General features: G+C 73.4%; 15 protein-coding genes. 9 read left to right on the top strand and 6 right to left on the bottom strand.

The annotated features are described in order from the left end of the window. Positions 1 to 101: 101 nt before the first annotated feature. The 3 genes from AB0O21_RS14860 to AB0O21_RS14870 all read right to left on the bottom strand — a co-directional run bounded on the left by AB0O21_RS14860 (position 102) and on the right by AB0O21_RS14870 (position 2,587). Positions 102 to 596 carry a hypothetical protein gene (locus tag AB0O21_RS14860; protein WP_365171010.1) on the bottom strand — a complete coding sequence of 165 codons (495 nt, stop codon included), beginning with the start codon at positions 594 to 596 and terminating at the stop codon, positions 102 to 104. A gap of 117 nt (positions 597 to 713) precedes the next feature. Further along, positions 714 to 1,343 carry a response regulator transcription factor gene (locus AB0O21_RS14865; RefSeq protein ID WP_365171012.1) on the bottom strand — a complete coding sequence of 210 codons (630 nt, stop codon included), beginning with the start codon at positions 1,341 to 1,343 and terminating at the stop codon, positions 714 to 716. After that, a complete protein-coding gene (locus tag AB0O21_RS14870) occupies positions 1,340 to 2,587 on the bottom strand; it encodes a sensor histidine kinase (protein WP_365171014.1) in 1,248 nt (415 codons plus the stop codon). The genes AB0O21_RS14865 and AB0O21_RS14870 overlap by 4 nt, the downstream gene beginning before the upstream one ends. A gap of 134 nt (positions 2,588 to 2,721) precedes the next feature. Between AB0O21_RS14870 and AB0O21_RS14875 the strand changes: the two genes are divergently transcribed. Both AB0O21_RS14875 and AB0O21_RS14880 read left to right on the top strand, forming a co-directional pair. Further along, the gene (locus AB0O21_RS14875; RefSeq protein ID WP_365171016.1) at positions 2,722 to 3,810 is read left to right on the top strand and encodes an ABC transporter permease; all 1,089 of its coding nucleotides are present in this window, start codon (positions 2,722 to 2,724) and stop codon (positions 3,808 to 3,810) included. Then, the gene (locus tag AB0O21_RS14880; RefSeq protein WP_365171018.1) at positions 3,807 to 4,499 is read left to right on the top strand and encodes an ABC transporter ATP-binding protein; all 693 of its coding nucleotides are present in this window, start codon (positions 3,807 to 3,809) and stop codon (positions 4,497 to 4,499) included. The genes AB0O21_RS14875 and AB0O21_RS14880 overlap by 4 nt, the downstream gene beginning before the upstream one ends. Before the next feature lie 98 nt (positions 4,500 to 4,597). Here the strand turns inward: AB0O21_RS14880 and AB0O21_RS14885 are convergent, their stop codons facing one another. Further along, complete coding sequence (locus AB0O21_RS14885; RefSeq protein WP_365171020.1) at positions 4,598 to 5,401, bottom strand: IclR family transcriptional regulator; 804 nt, start codon at positions 5,399 to 5,401, stop codon at positions 4,598 to 4,600. A 326-nt stretch (positions 5,402 to 5,727) separates the two neighbouring features. Between AB0O21_RS14885 and allB the strand changes: the two genes are divergently transcribed. The 3 genes from allB (at position 5,728) to AB0O21_RS14900 (ending at position 8,917) form a co-directional block, all read left to right on the top strand. Beyond that, entirely contained in the window at positions 5,728 to 7,071 is a 1,344-nt protein-coding gene (allB, locus tag AB0O21_RS14890) for an allantoinase AllB (protein ID WP_365171022.1), read from the top strand. Between the two features lie 2 nt (positions 7,072 to 7,073). After that, complete coding sequence (gene alc, locus AB0O21_RS14895; protein WP_365171024.1) at positions 7,074 to 8,192, top strand: allantoicase; 1,119 nt, start codon at positions 7,074 to 7,076, stop codon at positions 8,190 to 8,192. Between the two features lie 191 nt (positions 8,193 to 8,383). Beyond that, a complete protein-coding gene (locus tag AB0O21_RS14900; protein WP_365171026.1) occupies positions 8,384 to 8,917 on the top strand; it encodes a pyridoxamine 5'-phosphate oxidase family protein in 534 nt (177 codons plus the stop codon). Between the two features lie 26 nt (positions 8,918 to 8,943). Here AB0O21_RS14900 and AB0O21_RS14905 read toward each other — a convergent pair whose 3' ends face one another. Continuing rightward, entirely contained in the window at positions 8,944 to 10,455 is a 1,512-nt protein-coding gene (locus tag AB0O21_RS14905) for an MFS transporter (RefSeq protein ID WP_365171028.1), read from the bottom strand. A gap of 56 nt (positions 10,456 to 10,511) precedes the next feature. On the opposite strand from AB0O21_RS14905, the gene AB0O21_RS14910 reads away from it, so the two are divergent. The 3 genes from AB0O21_RS14910 to AB0O21_RS14920 all read left to right on the top strand — a co-directional run bounded on the left by AB0O21_RS14910 (position 10,512) and on the right by AB0O21_RS14920 (position 12,834). After that, complete coding sequence (locus AB0O21_RS14910; RefSeq protein ID WP_365171030.1) at positions 10,512 to 11,489, top strand: MarR family transcriptional regulator; 978 nt, start codon at positions 10,512 to 10,514, stop codon at positions 11,487 to 11,489. Between the two features lie 4 nt (positions 11,490 to 11,493). Further along, a complete protein-coding gene (locus tag AB0O21_RS14915; protein WP_365171032.1) occupies positions 11,494 to 12,090 on the top strand; it encodes an HD domain-containing protein in 597 nt (198 codons plus the stop codon). Positions 12,091 to 12,216: 126 nt separating this feature from the next. Beyond that, positions 12,217 to 12,834: a dihydrofolate reductase family protein gene (locus tag AB0O21_RS14920; RefSeq protein ID WP_365171034.1), complete on the top strand. Its 618-nt coding sequence runs from the start codon at positions 12,217 to 12,219 to the stop codon at positions 12,832 to 12,834. An 8-nt stretch (positions 12,835 to 12,842) separates the two neighbouring features. Here AB0O21_RS14920 and AB0O21_RS14925 read toward each other — a convergent pair whose 3' ends face one another. Next, positions 12,843 to 13,211 carry a hypothetical protein gene (locus AB0O21_RS14925; protein ID WP_365171036.1) on the bottom strand — a complete coding sequence of 123 codons (369 nt, stop codon included), beginning with the start codon at positions 13,209 to 13,211 and terminating at the stop codon, positions 12,843 to 12,845. 167 nt (positions 13,212 to 13,378) lie between these two features. Here AB0O21_RS14925 and AB0O21_RS14930 point away from each other — a divergent pair, with 167 nt between their 5' ends. Next, entirely contained in the window at positions 13,379 to 14,290 is a 912-nt protein-coding gene (locus AB0O21_RS14930) for a DMT family transporter (RefSeq protein WP_365171038.1), read from the top strand.

A 14,290-nucleotide genomic window follows, 5' to 3' on the forward strand; every position in this document is an offset into this window, starting at 1 on the left:
CCTTGCGATGCTTCCCCTAGGCCCTGCGGGCCTGGGGAGGCCCCATGCACCGGACACCGCGACCCGGCAAACCTTTCCGGCCACAGCACTAGGCGTACCGCTCAGGCCCGGGGCCGGAAGTACGCGTTCGCCGCCGGCCCGAACATCAGGGCCACGGCCGTGAGAACCGCCCCCACGTGCACGGCCCGGCTCGCGCCGAAGACCCAGTCGAGGGCCCCCGCCTGGGACAGGGCGGCGGTGAGCGAGCCGCCGTCGGCGAGGTAGCCGAGCGGCTGCACCACCATGGAGGCCGTCCCGAGCACGCCCAGGCCGATCGCGAGGGTGATCCGGGCCCAGCGCGCGCCGCCGCGCATCCTCCGCGCGATCAGCACGGCCGCGGTGAAGACGGTGAGCCGGACGGCCAGGCCCACGCCGATCTCCCCGGCGGACGCCGTCCCGTCGGCGACCATCCGGCCGATCGCGAGCACGGTCTCGAAGGCCCCGGCGGCCACCGCCGTGAGCCAGAGCGCGTAGGCGGTACGGACGGGGGCGGGGGGCGCGGCCCGCGTGGCCGGACGGCTCAAGGCGGTGGTGGCGGTGGTGGCGGTGGTGTGCATCGGGGGCGCTCGCTCTCGGATCGGGAACTCGGTGCCCCGATGCTCCCGCCGCGGCGCCCCGCCGTGCCCGCCTGCCTCCTGGTGTCCCGTTACGGGGGCCAGCCCCACCAAGCCGGGTTACGGGGTGCGGATCAGGCGCCGGGTCGCGGCGGCGGCCACCGCCGAGGTGCGGGAGTCGACGCCGAGCTTGGCGTAGACGTGCACCAGGTGGGACTTGACCGTGGCCTGGCTGAGGAACAGCCGCTTCGAGATCTGCTGGTTGGACAGCCCGTCCGCGACCAGTTGCAGCACCTCCAGCTCCCGCTTCGTCAGCGCCTCCGCCGGCGTCCGCATCCGGTCCATCAGCCGCAGCGCCACCGCCGGGGCCAGGGCCGACTGGCCCGCCGCGGCCGTCCGCACGGCCGCCGCCAGCTCCTCCGGCGGGGCGTCCTTGAGCAGGTAGCCCGAGGCGCCCGCCTCCACCGCCGCCAGGATGTCCGCGTCGGTGTCGTAGGTGGTCAGCACCAGCACCCGCGGGGCGCCCGGGCGGGCCGTGATCAGCGCCGTCGCCGCGGAGCCGTGCATGCCGGGCCCGAACTGGAGGTCCATCAGGACCACGTCCACCTCCTCGGCCGCCGCCAGCTCCACCGCCCGCTCGGCCGTCGCGGCCTCGGCGACGACCGCGAAGTCCGGTTCGGTGTCCAGCACCGCGCGCAGCCCGGCCCGGACCACCGGGTGGTCGTCGGCGAGCAGCAGCCGGATCGTCATCGGGACGCCTCCAGGGGCAGGGGCAGGGTGACGGCCACGGCGGTGCCCTGGCCCGGATCGGACTCGACGGTGAACAGCCCGCCCAGGGTCTCGGCGCGCGAGCGCATCGCGGGCAGCCCGAAGCCGCCGTCGCCGGAAGTGGACGAGGCCGAGGCCGAGGAAGGGTCGAAGCCGTCCCCGTCGTCGACGATGTCCAGGGTCACCGAGGCGTCCATGAAGGTCAGCGTGATCTCGGCGCGGCCCGCCCGCGCGTGGCGCACCACGTTGGCCAGCGCGGACTGCGCGATCCGCAGCAGCGCCACCTCGTAGGGCGTCGGCAGCTCGCGCGGGCTGCCGCTCAGCGAGAACCGCACCCGCGGCCCCGGCGCGCCCGCGCACAGCCGCTCCAGCGCGGCGGCGAGCGACCCGTGCTCCAGGTCCGGCGGGGTGAGGGCCCGTACGAAGCGACGCGCCTCGGCGAGGTTGTCCTGCGCGGCCTCCCGTGCCCGGCCGATGTGCGCCAGGGCCGCCGCCCGCCCGTCGGAAGCCCCGGCCCCGCTCCCGGCCGCCGCGGGGGCCTCGGAGAGGGCCCGCTCCGCCGCCCGCAGCAGCAGCTGGATGGAGGACAGTCCCTGCGCGAGGGTGTCGTGGATCTCCCGGGCGAGGCGCTCCCGCTCGGCCAGGATCCCGGCGCCCCGCTCGGCCGCGGCCAGCTCGGCCCGGGTCGCGATGAGCTCCTCGATCAGCTCCCGCCGCCGCTCGCTCTCCCGGTACAGCGCCTGGTAGCCCAGTACGGTCGCCACCGCCACGGCCCCGCCCAGCAGCGGCCCCAGGAAGGCCCCCGGGGTCACCGCGCTGCTGTGCGCGAGGAAGCCCGCGATGGCGGCGCAGGCCGTCACGGCGACGGCCGCGACGCCCCAGCGCAGCCGCAGCAGGTGCAGCTCCAGGAAGTACAGCGGGAACGCGATCCACAGCCCGTCCGGGGAGACCGCGAGCAGCGCCACCCAGGCGGCGCCCAGCGCGGCCAGCCACAGCGCCGCGGCGCGCGGCGAACTGCCCACCGAGGGGGCCCGTACGCCGCCCGCGTACACGCCGGCCAGCAGCGCGCAGGCGGCGACCATCCAGCCGGCCCGGGGCGCGGAGTCGGCGACGGCCCGGCCCGCGGCCAGCGCGAGCAGCCCGAAGAGCAGCGCGTGCAGGCACAGCCGCAGCACTCGGGAGACGGGGGTGAGGGGGCGCGGGGCGGGGGGATTCACAGCAGGCATGTCCCGACCAGCGTAAGTGGGGCCCGAGCGGCCCCGGTCAACCAAAAGTTTGATGTCGGGACCGACCCTTCGATACCAGGATCGCTACCGTGGCGCGATGCCTTGTGTCCACGCGGACGACCAAGGTGGGGGACATGTTCGTCGCATGGAGAGATCTACGGTTCGCCAAGGGCCGCTTCGCCCTCATGGGCTCGGTCGTACTGCTGATCACGCTGCTGGTCGGCCTGCTGTCCGGGCTCACCTCCGGCCTGGCCCGGGAGAACATCTCGGCCATCACCGGCCTGCCCGCCACGCACCTGGCCTTCGCCGCGCCGGCCGGGGACCAGAAGGTGTCCTTCACCAACTCCCAGGTGCCCGAGAGCGCCTGGCGGGCCTGGCGGGAGACCCCCGGGGTGAGCTCCGCCGAGCCGCTGGGCATCCGCACCACCAATGCCGCCGCGGGTGAGCGCACCGCGGCCGTCTCCGTCTTCGGCGTGGACGCGGCCGGGAAGCTCCCCCCGAAGGGCGCCGGGCTGGGCCGGGGCCGGGTGGTCCTCACCGAGAAGGCCGCCAAGGAACTGGGCGGACTCGCCGCAGGCGGCAAGCTCAGGATCGGCCCGCTCGAACTGACCGTGGCCTCCGTCTCCGGCACCGCCGCCTACAGCCACACGCCCGTCGTGTGGACGGACCTGAACGACTGGCAGCGCATCGGGAACCCCGGCACCTCCATCGACACGCTGGCCACCGTCGTCGCCGTCTCCGCGACCGGGAACGCGGACCTCGCCGCGGCGGACAAGGCGGCCGGCACCAAGGTCCAGACCGTGGACGAGGCACTGGGCGCCATAGGCTCGTACCAGGCCGAGAACGGCTCGCTCCAGCTGATGCGCGGTTTCCTCTTCGCGATCTCCGCGCTCGTCATAGGGGCCTTCTTCACCGTGTGGACGATCCAGCGCAGCGGGGACATCGCCGTCCTCAAGGCACTGGGCGCCTCCACCCCGTACCTCCTCAAGGACGCCCTCGGCCAGGCCGTGGTCATGCTCGCCATCGGCACCGGGCTGGGCACCGCGCTCGCGGCCGGATTCGGCGCGCTGATCAGCGGAGGGGACGTGCCCTTCGTCCTCGACGCCGCCACCGTGCTCGCCCCCGCCGCGATCATGATCGTGCTCGGTGCGCTGGGCGCCGCCCTGTCCATCCGGCGGATCACCGCCGTAGACCCGCTGACCGCCCTCGGGAGCGCCCGATGACCCTGCTCGTCCATGACGTCACGCTCACCTACCCCGACGGCGACGGCAGGCTCACCGCCCTCGACGCGGTCGGCCTGGAGGCCCCCGCGGGCACCCTGACGGCGGTGATCGGGCCCTCCGGCTCCGGCAAGTCCAGCCTGCTCGCGGTCGCCGCCACCCTGGTCACCCCGGACTCCGGCCGGGTCGTGGTCGCGGGTACGGACGTCACCGGGATCGGCGCCGCCGAGAAGGCGGCGCTGCGCCGGGAGAAGATCGGCATCGTCTTCCAGCAGCCGAACCTGCTCGCCTCGCTCACCGCCGCCGAGCAGCTCCAGGTCATGGCGCACCTGTCCGGCCGCCCCTCCCGCGCACTGCGCCGGCGGGCGCTGGAGCTGCTGGACGCGGTGGGCCTCGCCGACAAGGCCGACAAGCGCCCCCACCAGCTCTCCGGCGGCCAGCGCCAGCGGATCAACATCGCCCGCGCCCTGATGAACGAGCCCGCCGTGCTGCTCGTCGACGAGCCGACCAGCGCCCTGGACCACGAGCGCGGCGCGGCCGTCCTCGACCTGCTGGTCACCCTGACCCGGGAGCGCTCCACGGCCACGGTGCTGGTCACGCACGACCACGCCCACCTGGACCGGATGGACCGCACGGCGACCATGACGGACGGCCGCCTGACGCAGGGCGCGGAGCCGGTCCCGGCCTGCTGAGCCGCGTACGCGTCCTGAGCCGCGTACGTACGAAAGCCCCGGTGCCCCTCGCGAGGAGGGGCACCGGGGCTTTCCGCGTACGCGCGTACGACCGGCCGCTACGCGGGGTTCTGGTTGGCGAGCGCCACCGAGAGCTCGGCGGCCACGCCCTGCAGGATCGGGACGAACGACTCGGCCACGGACTCCGTGACGCGGCCCGCCGGGCCCGAGATGGAGATCGCCGCCGCGGTCGGCGAGTTCGGGACGGAGACCGCCAGGCAGCGGACTCCTATCTCCTGCTCGTTGTCGTCGACCGCGTAGCCGACCTTGCGGACCTGCTCCAGGGCGTCCAGGAAGCCCTCGGGCGTGGTGATGGTCTTCTCGGTCGCGGCCGGCATCCCGGTGCGCGAGAGCAGGGCCCGTACCTCTTCGGCGGGGGTGTAGGCGAGGAGCGCCTTGCCCACGCCGGTGGAGTGCGGCAGCACCCGGCGGCCGACCTCGGTGAACATGCGCATGGAGTGCTTGGACGGCACCTGGGCGACGTAGACGATCTCGTCCCCGTCGAGCAGCGCCATGTTGGCCGTCTCGCCGGTCTCCTCGACCAGGCGGGCCAGGTAGGGGCGGGCCCAGGTGCCCAGCAGCCGCGACGCGGACTCGCCCAGGCGGATCAGACGCGGCCCGAGGGAGTAACGTCGGTTGGGCTGCTGGCGGACATAGCCACATGCCACGAGGGTGCGCATGAGACGGTGGATCGTCGGCAGCGGCAGGCCGCTGGCGGCGGAGAGCTCACTGAGGCCGACTTCGCCCCCGGCGTCAGCCATACGTTCGAGCAGGTCGAAGGCGCGCTCAAGGGACTGGACGCCACCGCTGGCGGCGGTGGGCTTGGCGGAAGCGTCGGTGGTGCTGGCGCTGGACGTCGGCACGGCGCGGTCCTTTCGGTGCTGGCAGGCAAGGAAGCAGCCTACCGGTCAGTCGGCGTCGGCCCTAGAGCTGGGGCGATGCCGTCCCCGCCGGTCAGAGGCGGTATGTCCGGGGCCGGACGTCCTCGCGAAGTTACCCGTCCGACCCCCGGTGGCGGTAGCTACATTCTGTATATCGAAATCTTAATTCCATCCTGTGGAAACATCCAATTGCGGCGGTGGCGCGTCAGCGGTCCATCCGGGCACTCTTGACTGGTTCTCCATCGCCGTGAAGACTCCGTCAACAGAACGTTGAATTTCGCTCTGTGGAAGTAGATGGGGAGGTTCCGGTGGCCGACGTGGCTGTGGAACTGGTACTGCGCTCGACGCGCGTCATCACCCCCGAGGGGACGCGCGCCGCCTCGGTGGCCGTCGCCGGCGGGAAGATCACGGCCGTACTGGCCCACGACGCCGAGGTACCGGCCGGAGCCCGGCTGGAGGACTTCGGCGACGACGTCCTGCTCCCCGGCCTGGTCGACACCCACGTCCACGTGAACGACCCGGGCCGCACCGAGTGGGAAGGCTTCTGGACGGCCACCCGCGCCGCCGCTGCCGGCGGCATCACCACGATCCTCGACATGCCGCTGAACTCCCTCCCTCCGACCACCACGGTCGACAACCTGCGCGTCAAGCAGGAGGTCGCCCGCACCAAGGCGCACGTGGACGTCGGCTTCTGGGGCGGTGCCCTGCCGGACAACGTCAAGGACCTGCGCCCCCTGCACGACGCCGGCGTCTACGGCTTCAAGTGCTTCCTCTCGCCCTCCGGCGTCGACGAGTTCCCCCTGCTCGACCAGGAGCAGCTGGCCACCTCGCTCGCCGAGATCACCGGCTTCGGCGGCCTGCTGATCGTGCACGCCGAGGACCCGCACCACCTGGAGTCCGCCCCGCAGAACCCGGGCCCCAAGTACGCCGATTTCCTGGCCTCCCGTCCCCAGGACGCCGAGAACACCGCGATCCAGAACCTGATCGACCAGGCGAAGCGACTGAACGCGCGCGTCCACGTCCTGCACCTGTCCTCCTCCTCCGCGCTGCCGCTGATCGCCGCCGCCAAGGCCGAGGGCGTCCAGATCACGGTCGAGTCCTGCCCGCACTTCCTCACCCTGACGGCCGAGGAAGTCCCGGACGGCGCCACCGAGTTCAAGTGCTGCCCGCCCATCCGCGAGGCCGCCAACCAGGACGTCCTGTGGGACGCGCTCGCCGACGGCACGATCGACTGCATCGTCTCCGACCACTCGCCCTCCACCGCGGACCTGAAGACCGGCGACTTCGCCACCGCGTGGGGCGGCATCTCCTCCCTCCAGCTGGGCCTCCCGGCGATCTGGACCGAGGCGCGCAGGCGCGGACGCACCCTTGAGGACGTCGTCCGCTGGATGTCCGCCGCCCCGGCCGCCCTCGCCGGCCTGGCGCAGAAGGGCGCGATCGAGGCCGGCCGCGACGCCGACTTCGCCGTCCTCGCACCTGAAGAAACGTTCACTGTGGACCCGGCCGAGCTCCACCACCGCAACCAGGTGACGGCGTACGCGGGCAAGACCCTGCACGGCGTCGTCAAGTCCACCTGGCTGCGCGGCACGCAGATCGCCGACCACGGCACCCCGACCGAGCCCACGGGCCTCCTCCTCGAAAGGCAGAACTGACAGTGGCAATCCCCTCTTTCACCGGTAACGCGAACCCGTACGGAGGCGGCGACCCGTACGCGGACTACCGCACCGCGGACTTCCCGTTCACCCAGTACGCGAACCTCGCCGCCCGTGAGCTGGGCGCCGGTGTCATCGCTGCCAACGACGAGTTCTTCGCCCAGCGCGAGAACCTGCTCATCGCCGAGGCCGGGCACTTCGACCCGGAGCACTTCGGCCACAAGGGCAAGATCATGGACGGCTGGGAGACCCGCCGCCGCCGTGGCATCTCCGCCGAGCAGCCCTGGCCGACCGCCGAGGACCACGACTGGGCGCTCGTCCGCCTGGGCGCCCCCGGCGTGATCCGCGGCATCGTCGTCGACACCGCCCACTTCCGCGGCAACATGCCGCAGGCCGTCTCCATCGAGGGCACCAACTGGGAAGGCGCCCTCGCGCCGACCCCGGAGGAGCTCCAGGGCGACGACGTCAAGTGGACGACCCTCGTCGAGCGCACGCCGGTCGGCGGCCACGCGGCCAACGGCTTCGAGGTGAACGTCGAGCAGCGCTTCACGCACCTGCGCGTCAACCAGCACCCGGACGGCGGCATCGCCCGCCTGCGCGTCTACGGCGAGGTCGTGCCGGACCCGAAGTGGCTCGCGGCGCTCGGCTCCTTCGACGTGGTGGCGCTGGAGAACGGCGGCTCGGTCCAGGACGCGTCCAACCGCTTCTACTCCCCGCCGACCAACACCATCAACCCGGGCCGCTCCCGCAAGATGGACGACGGCTGGGAGACCGCCCGTCGCCGTGACAACGGCAACGACTGGATCCGCTACCAGCTCGTCACCGAGTCCGAGATCCGCGCCGTCGAGATCGACACCGCGTACCTCAAGGGCAACTCGGCCGGCTGGGCGTCCCTCTCCGTCAAGACGGGCGAGGAGGGCGAGTGGCAGGAATTCCTCCCCCGCACGCGCCTGCAGCCCGACACCAACCACCGCTTCGTGCTGGACGCCCCGGCGGTCGGCACCCACGTCCGGATCGACATCTTCCCGGACGGCGGCTTCTCCCGCCTGCGCCTCTTCGGCTCGCTGACGGAGAACGGCGCGGCCTCCCTGGCCGCCCGCCACCAGGAGCTGGGCGGCTGACGCCACCCCGATCCAGCCCCGGGGGCCGACACCCCCGGGGCGCGCACGACCCGAAGGGGCGCACCGCACGGCGGCGCGCCCCTTCGGCGTATCTCCGTTCTCCGTACGCATTCCCGTGCGGGTGGGGCACAGTTGGGCCCGGGGGGTCCTGGCACGGGGCCGCCGGGGCCCGAGGACAGGAGCATGCCCGCATGACGGAGAAGCCCGAACAGCGCGAGCAGAGCACCGAAGCCGCTGAATCCGCTGAGGCCGCTCAGGCTGCCGAAGCCGCCGGGGTTGCCGCCCCGCGCGAACGCGCCGTGCGCCTCAAGGACACGCTCGCGCGCCTGGAGCGCGACAACGACGTCTGGGTCGCCACCGCCGACGCGGACGGCTTCCCCTGCATGGTCCCGCTCTCTTTCCTCTGGGACGGCGAGACCTTCCTGGTCTCGACCCGGGCCACCCTGCCCACCGGCCGCAACCTGCTCGCCAACGGCCGGGTCCGCCTCGCCTTCGGGGAGACACGCGACGTGGTCCTGGCGGAGGGCACCGCGACGGCGCTGGACGTCGCGGACCTCGCCCCCGGAGAGCGGGAGGCCTTTGCGGCCCACACCGGCTTCGACCCGGGCGGCCTCGCCGACCCGTACCCCTACTTCCGGATCGTGCCGGTGTGGATCCAGGCCTGGCGCGAGGCCAACGAGATCGCCGGCCGCGACCTGATGAAGGCCGGCCACTGGCTGGCCTGACCGACCCTGCGCGGCGTGGCCGCCGTTCACCGCGAACTCGGCCGTGGTGACGTAGGCGGGAATGCGACCTGGCGTTTCGCGGTGCGTACGCGGCGGGCGGAGTCGATCGCGGGGGCCGTCAGGAGTGCGAGCAGGAGGCAGACCCCGAGCCAGCCGCTGTGGCGGTAGAGCTGCACGCCGAGCCAGGATCCGGCGCTGCCGCCGAGGTAGGCGCACGTCATGTAGGCGGTGTTGAGGGCGCTGCGGGAGTCGCTGCGCGCGGCGTAGAAGCGGGCCTGGTTGGCGATCATGCCGCACTGCATGGCGGTGTCCAGGAGCAGTGTGCCGAGGACGAGCGCGATGAGGCCTGTCGTGCCGCCGAGGGCGCCGGCGGTGAGGACTGCGGCGGCCGCGAGGGTGGCGAGGAAGCAGGTCAGGTTGACCCGGTCGGGGCCGAGGCGGTCCACGATCCGGCCGGCCAGCGGGGTGCACGCCATGGTGATCAGCCCGGTGAGCGCCACGAGCCCGAGGGCCTGCGGGCCGAAGCCGTAGAGCGGGCCGGTGAGCAGCAGTGCCAGGCAGGTCCAGACGGCGGAGAACCCGCCGAAGAGGGCGGCCTGGTAGCCGGCGGAGCGGCGCAGTTCGGGCTCGGCGCGGAGCAGCCGGAGCGGCTGGACGGGTAGCGCGCGGAGGGGGATCCGGGGGGTGGTGCCGGGGACTTCGGTGGCGGGCAGTGCCCGGGCCAGCACCAGTGTGAGGCAGAGCACGACGAGGCCGGCCACCAGGTAGGGGGCCTGCCAGCCGAACTTCTCGCCGAGGGCGCCGCTGAAGGTGCGGGCCAGGAGCATGCCGCCGATGGAACCGCTGAGCAGGGTCCCCATCACCGCCCCGCGTCGGCCCTCCGCGACGAGGCCGACCGTCATCGGGCCGATCAGCTGGGCCGAGGTGGTGGTTACGCCGACGAGGACGCTGGCGAGGACGAGTTGGGGCAGGCTCTGGGCCAGGGCGGCGCCGAGCAGGGCCACGCCGCTGGCCGCGAGCAGGGTGACGAGGAGGCGGCGGTACGGGAGCCGGTCGCCGAGCGGGACCAGCAGGAAGATGCCCGTCGTGTACCCGATCTGGGTGGCGGTGACGACTACGGCCGCCTTGTCGGGGGAGGTGCGGAGGCCTTCGGCAACGAGTGGGCTGACGGCCTGCGGGAAGTAGATGTTGCCGACGGCGATCGCGCAGGTCAGGGAGAGGAGCGCGATGAGCCGCCGGTCGAGGCCGGTGGCGGGGCGGGGGGCGGGTGCGGGGGCCGCCGGCGCCGGTGCCGCCAGGGGTTCCGGGGATGCGGTGGTCGTCGGTGCGGCCGCCTGTGCTTTCGGCGCTGCCGTGGAGGCCGGACCTTCCAGTGCCGCTGTGGCTGCCGGTGCGGTCGTGGCCGCAGGTGCTTCCGGCTTCGCCGTGGCCGACCGGGCCGCCTCGGCCGGCCGGGCCGGCCGGGCCGGCTGGGCCGGCTGGGTCGGGCGTTCGGGGTGTGACCGGTTGGTGGGGGCTGCGGCTGCTCGGGCTGTCATGCCCGGCAGTTCAGTCGACGCGGTGGGGCCCGCCAATGGATGTAGTCTCGGGCTTAATGATCAGCTTCGGGCTCGACGCCGACGACCTCGCCGACACCCGCTTCGCGCTGTCCCCGCTCATGGACACCGTGCTGAGCCTCCGCGTCCTGCGCGAGCCGGGCCTGTCCGCGATCCACGCCCCCTGGCGGCGGTCGGTCGTGGCGCGGGTGGGCGCGCTCGATGCGGCGCTCCTCACCTCGCTGGTCGCGCGGCGCCGTACGACCCCCGACTTCCTGACCCCCCGTCCGGAGCGGTTCTCCGCCACCTTCGCACAGGAGCTGGCCGTCGTACGCCGCACCCCCGCCGCCATCGTCCGCCGCGACCTCATCGACGCGCACGACCCCGACCCCCTCCCCGCCCCCCTGCAAGCAGTGACCGCCGGCGACGGCGCGGTCATCGCCCTGCGCGACGCCATCTGCGAGCTGCTGCACCAGTACTGGCTGCTCGCGATCCAGCCGACCTGGCCGGCGATGCGGCTCGTCCTCGAAGCCGACATGACCTACCGGGCCCGGCAGCTGGCCGTCGGCGGCGCCCGCCGCCTCTTCGCCGACATGCACCCCCACCTCCGCTGGGACGACGGAACTCTGCATATCGACAATGTCCTCGGCCACTTCCACGTACCGGCCGCCGGCCGAGGACTGCTCCTGATCCCCTCCGTCTTCGCCCACAAGCCCGCCCCGCCCGTCACCGCCGACCAGCCTCCCGGCCTGGCCTATCCCAGCCGGGGCGTGGCGACCCTGTGGTCCACCCCGCCTCCGCCCGACCCCACAGCCCTCACCAAACTCCTCGGCGCCCCCAAGGCCACCCTCCTCGCCCTCCTCGACGGCCCCCTGCCCACCATCGAGATCGCCCGCCGCCTCCAGGTGACCCCCAGCGCCGTCTCCCAGCACCTGGCGGTCCTGCACGCCACGGGCCTGGTCGCCCGCACCCGTGACGGTCGCCACGTCCTGTACCGCCGCACCCCGCTCGGCGACGAGCTCCTGTCAGTACCCTGACGCGGTGACGGTCACCACGCTCCTGTCGAGAGCCCTGAGCAGCCCCACCAGTCCCGCCCTGCTCCCGCTGCCGGACGAAGTCGCAGAGCTCCTCTCGGCCCTGGGGGCCCCGCCGCGCCTGGCGGCGCACCTGCGAGCCGTCCATGACGTCGCGCACCAGATCGTCGACTGGGTGGAACGGAGCCACCCCGCCGTGGCCCTCGACCGCGACGCCGTGATCTTCGGGGCGGCCACGCACGACGTGGGGAAGGCCGTCCACGTGGCCGAGCTCTCCGGACCCGGGTCCGCGCACGAGGAGGCCGGGCGAAAGCTCTTGCTCGGCCACGGCGTGAGCCCGGAACGGGCCCGCTTCGCCGCCAACCACGCCTCGTGGGCGGAGCCCGGCATCGGGCTGGAGGACCTGATGGTGAGCCTGGCCGACAAGATCTGGAAGAACAAGCGGGTCCCCGAACTGGAGGACCTCGTCGTGGCCCGGCTGGCCGAGGCCACCGGTCGGGCGGTTTGGGAGGAGTTCATCGCGCTCGACGAACTCCTCACCGGCATCGGTGACGGTGCCGACCAGCGCCTCGCGTTCCAGGCGTCGTTCCCGGTCCACGGCTGAGGACCCGTCCGCGGCAGGCGTGCGAGTGTCGTCCCCGCGTGGCGGAGCGGTGAGGAACCGGCCGGGCGGGAGTCTGAACCGGTGTAGGCCGGTGCACGGCGACGACCGAGCAAGGAGCGCAGAGCCATGGGCAAGCTGACCCTCACCACCTTCCTGACCCTCGACGGGGTGATGCAGGCCCCCGGCGGGCCCGACGAGGACCGCAGCGGGGGGTTCGCGTACGGCGGCTGGGTCGTGCCGTACGCCGACGAGGGGATGGGGGAGTTCGTCAGCGAGGTCTTCGGCCGGGCCGGGGCGTTCCTGCTCGGGCGGCGGACGTACGAGATCTTCGCGGGCTACTGGCCGCAGCACGACGACCCCGCCGACCCCGTCGCCGGGAAGCTGAACCGGCTGCCCAAGTACGTGGCCTCGACCACCCTCAAGGAACCCGCCTGGGGCCCCGCCACCGTGCTCGACGGGGAGCAGCTGCAGAGCGAGATCGTCCGGGTCAAGGACGGGCTGGACGGGGAACTCCAGGTGCACGGCAGCGGACAGCTCGCGCAGTGGCTGCTCGCGCGGGATCTCGTCGACGAGCTGAACCTGCAGGTCTTCCCGGTGTTCCTGGGCGCCGGGCGGCGGCTGTTCCCGACCGGCGGGCTGCCCACGGCCTTCGAGCTGACGGGCTCCCGGACCACGTCCAGTGGCATCGCCATTCACACCTACCAGCTGAAGGGGCGGGCCACCTTCGGGACGTTCATGGACTGAGTGCCGGGTCAGCGCGGGTCCAGGGCCACCTGGACCACGCGGCCCTCGCGCAGGACGAGCAGGTCCGGGGACTCGTGCCCGTGGAAGCGGATCCGGCCGACCGGGCCCGGCGGGCGGATGTGCGGGGCGAGGAGCAGGAGGAGGTCTTCGAGGGCGGGGAGCTGTTCCTCGTGGATCTCCTGGCGGACGGTCAGGGCCCAGCCCGGGCGTGCGGCCGGGGCGAACTCGCCCACGAGCATCCCTCCGATCCGCGCGGCGGGACCCCGCGAGCCGAGCAGCCCGCCGGGCGCGAGCCGGCGCCGGAGCTCCGTGAGGACGGCGTCCGGGGTGGCCTCGACCAGGTCGAACGCGAGGTCCAGGGCGTAGAGATCAGCCATGCGGGCGATGCTACGGGGCAGCACTGACAGAGGCGGAAATCGCTCGACCGGCATGATCGCCTCCGGTACGGTGACCCCACCCCCGTGCGAGCCGCCGAAGTCTCCACCCGTCAGAACCGTTGCAAGCGCTGGAACCGCTGCAACCGTTGGACCGCTGGAGACCTCCGTTGGCCGTCATCGCACCCGCCCTCGAAACGCCCCGCCGAGCCTGGCTCGCGGACCTGCCCGTCCTGGCCGTCGCCGTCGTGTGGGGCGGCAGCTATCTCGCCGCCAAGGGCATCACCACCGCCCACACCGTCATCGCCGTGCTCGTGCTGCGGTTCGCGCTCGTGCTGCCCGTGCTGGCCCTCGCCGGCTGGAGCAGGCTGCGCGCGCTGACCCCCGCGCAGCTGCGCGGGGCCGGGGGACTGGGTCTCGTACTCGGCGGGATCTTCCTGCTGGAGACGTACGGGGTCGTGCACACGTCCGCGACCAACGCCGGGCTGATCATCAGCCTGACCATGATCTTCACGCCGCTGGCCGAGGCCGTGGTGAAGAGGCGGAAGCCCTCCGTCGGGTTCCTCGGGGCGGCCGGCGTCTCCGTCGCCGGCGTCGTGCTGCTGACGCAGGGCGCGGGGTTCACCGCGCCGAGCCTGGGGGACCTGCTGATCCTCGGTGCCGCCCTCGCCCGGACCCTGCACGTGCTGCTCATGGCCCGGGTGAAGGCCGTACAGGACGCGGACTCGCTGTCGCTGACCACCGTGCAGCTCGGTGGGGCCGTGGCCGTGTTCGCGGTGCTGGCGGCCGTGCCGGGGACGGGGGAGAGCCCCTGGGCCGTCGCCGCCGGGTTCGGGGCGGCCGAGTGGGCCGGGCTGGCGTTCCTGTCCGTGTTCTGCACGCTCTTCGCATTCTTCGTGCAGATGTGGGCCGTACGCCGCACCTCGCCCTCCCGCGTCAGCCTGCTCCTCGGCACCGAGCCCCTGTGGGCGGCCGCCGCCGGCATCGCACTGGGCGGCGAGCACCTCGCCCCGCTCGGCTTCGCGGGGGCGGCCCTCGTCCTCGCCGGGACCGCGTGGGGCCGACGCGCCGCCGCCGGCTGA

Origin of the sequence: Streptomyces sp. NPDC091371 (assembly GCF_040684275.1) — a bacterium.
Lineage (GTDB): Bacteria > Actinomycetota > Actinomycetes > Streptomycetales > Streptomycetaceae > Streptomyces.

Coding starts and splice junctions, on each gene's coding strand:
- AB0O21_RS14905 (WP_365171028.1), bottom strand. CDS start 10,455: ATGACAGCCCGAGCAGCCGCAGCCCCCACCAACCGGTCACACCCCGAA.
- AB0O21_RS14875 (WP_365171016.1), top strand. CDS start 2,722: ATGTTCGTCGCATGGAGAGATCTACGGTTCGCCAAGGGCCGCTTCGCC.
- AB0O21_RS14865 (WP_365171012.1), bottom strand. CDS start 1,343: ATGACGATCCGGCTGCTGCTCGCCGACGACCACCCGGTGGTCCGGGCC.
- AB0O21_RS14920 (WP_365171034.1), top strand. CDS start 12,217: ATGGGCAAGCTGACCCTCACCACCTTCCTGACCCTCGACGGGGTGATG.
- AB0O21_RS14925 (WP_365171036.1), bottom strand. CDS start 13,211: ATGGCTGATCTCTACGCCCTGGACCTCGCGTTCGACCTGGTCGAGGCC.
- AB0O21_RS14860 (WP_365171010.1), bottom strand. CDS start 596: ATGCACACCACCGCCACCACCGCCACCACCGCCTTGAGCCGTCCGGCC.
- AB0O21_RS14870 (WP_365171014.1), bottom strand. CDS start 2,587: ATGCCTGCTGTGAATCCCCCCGCCCCGCGCCCCCTCACCCCCGTCTCC.
- AB0O21_RS14900 (WP_365171026.1), top strand. CDS start 8,384: ATGACGGAGAAGCCCGAACAGCGCGAGCAGAGCACCGAAGCCGCTGAA.
- AB0O21_RS14880 (WP_365171018.1), top strand. CDS start 3,807: ATGACCCTGCTCGTCCATGACGTCACGCTCACCTACCCCGACGGCGAC.
- AB0O21_RS14910 (WP_365171030.1), top strand. CDS start 10,512: ATGATCAGCTTCGGGCTCGACGCCGACGACCTCGCCGACACCCGCTTC.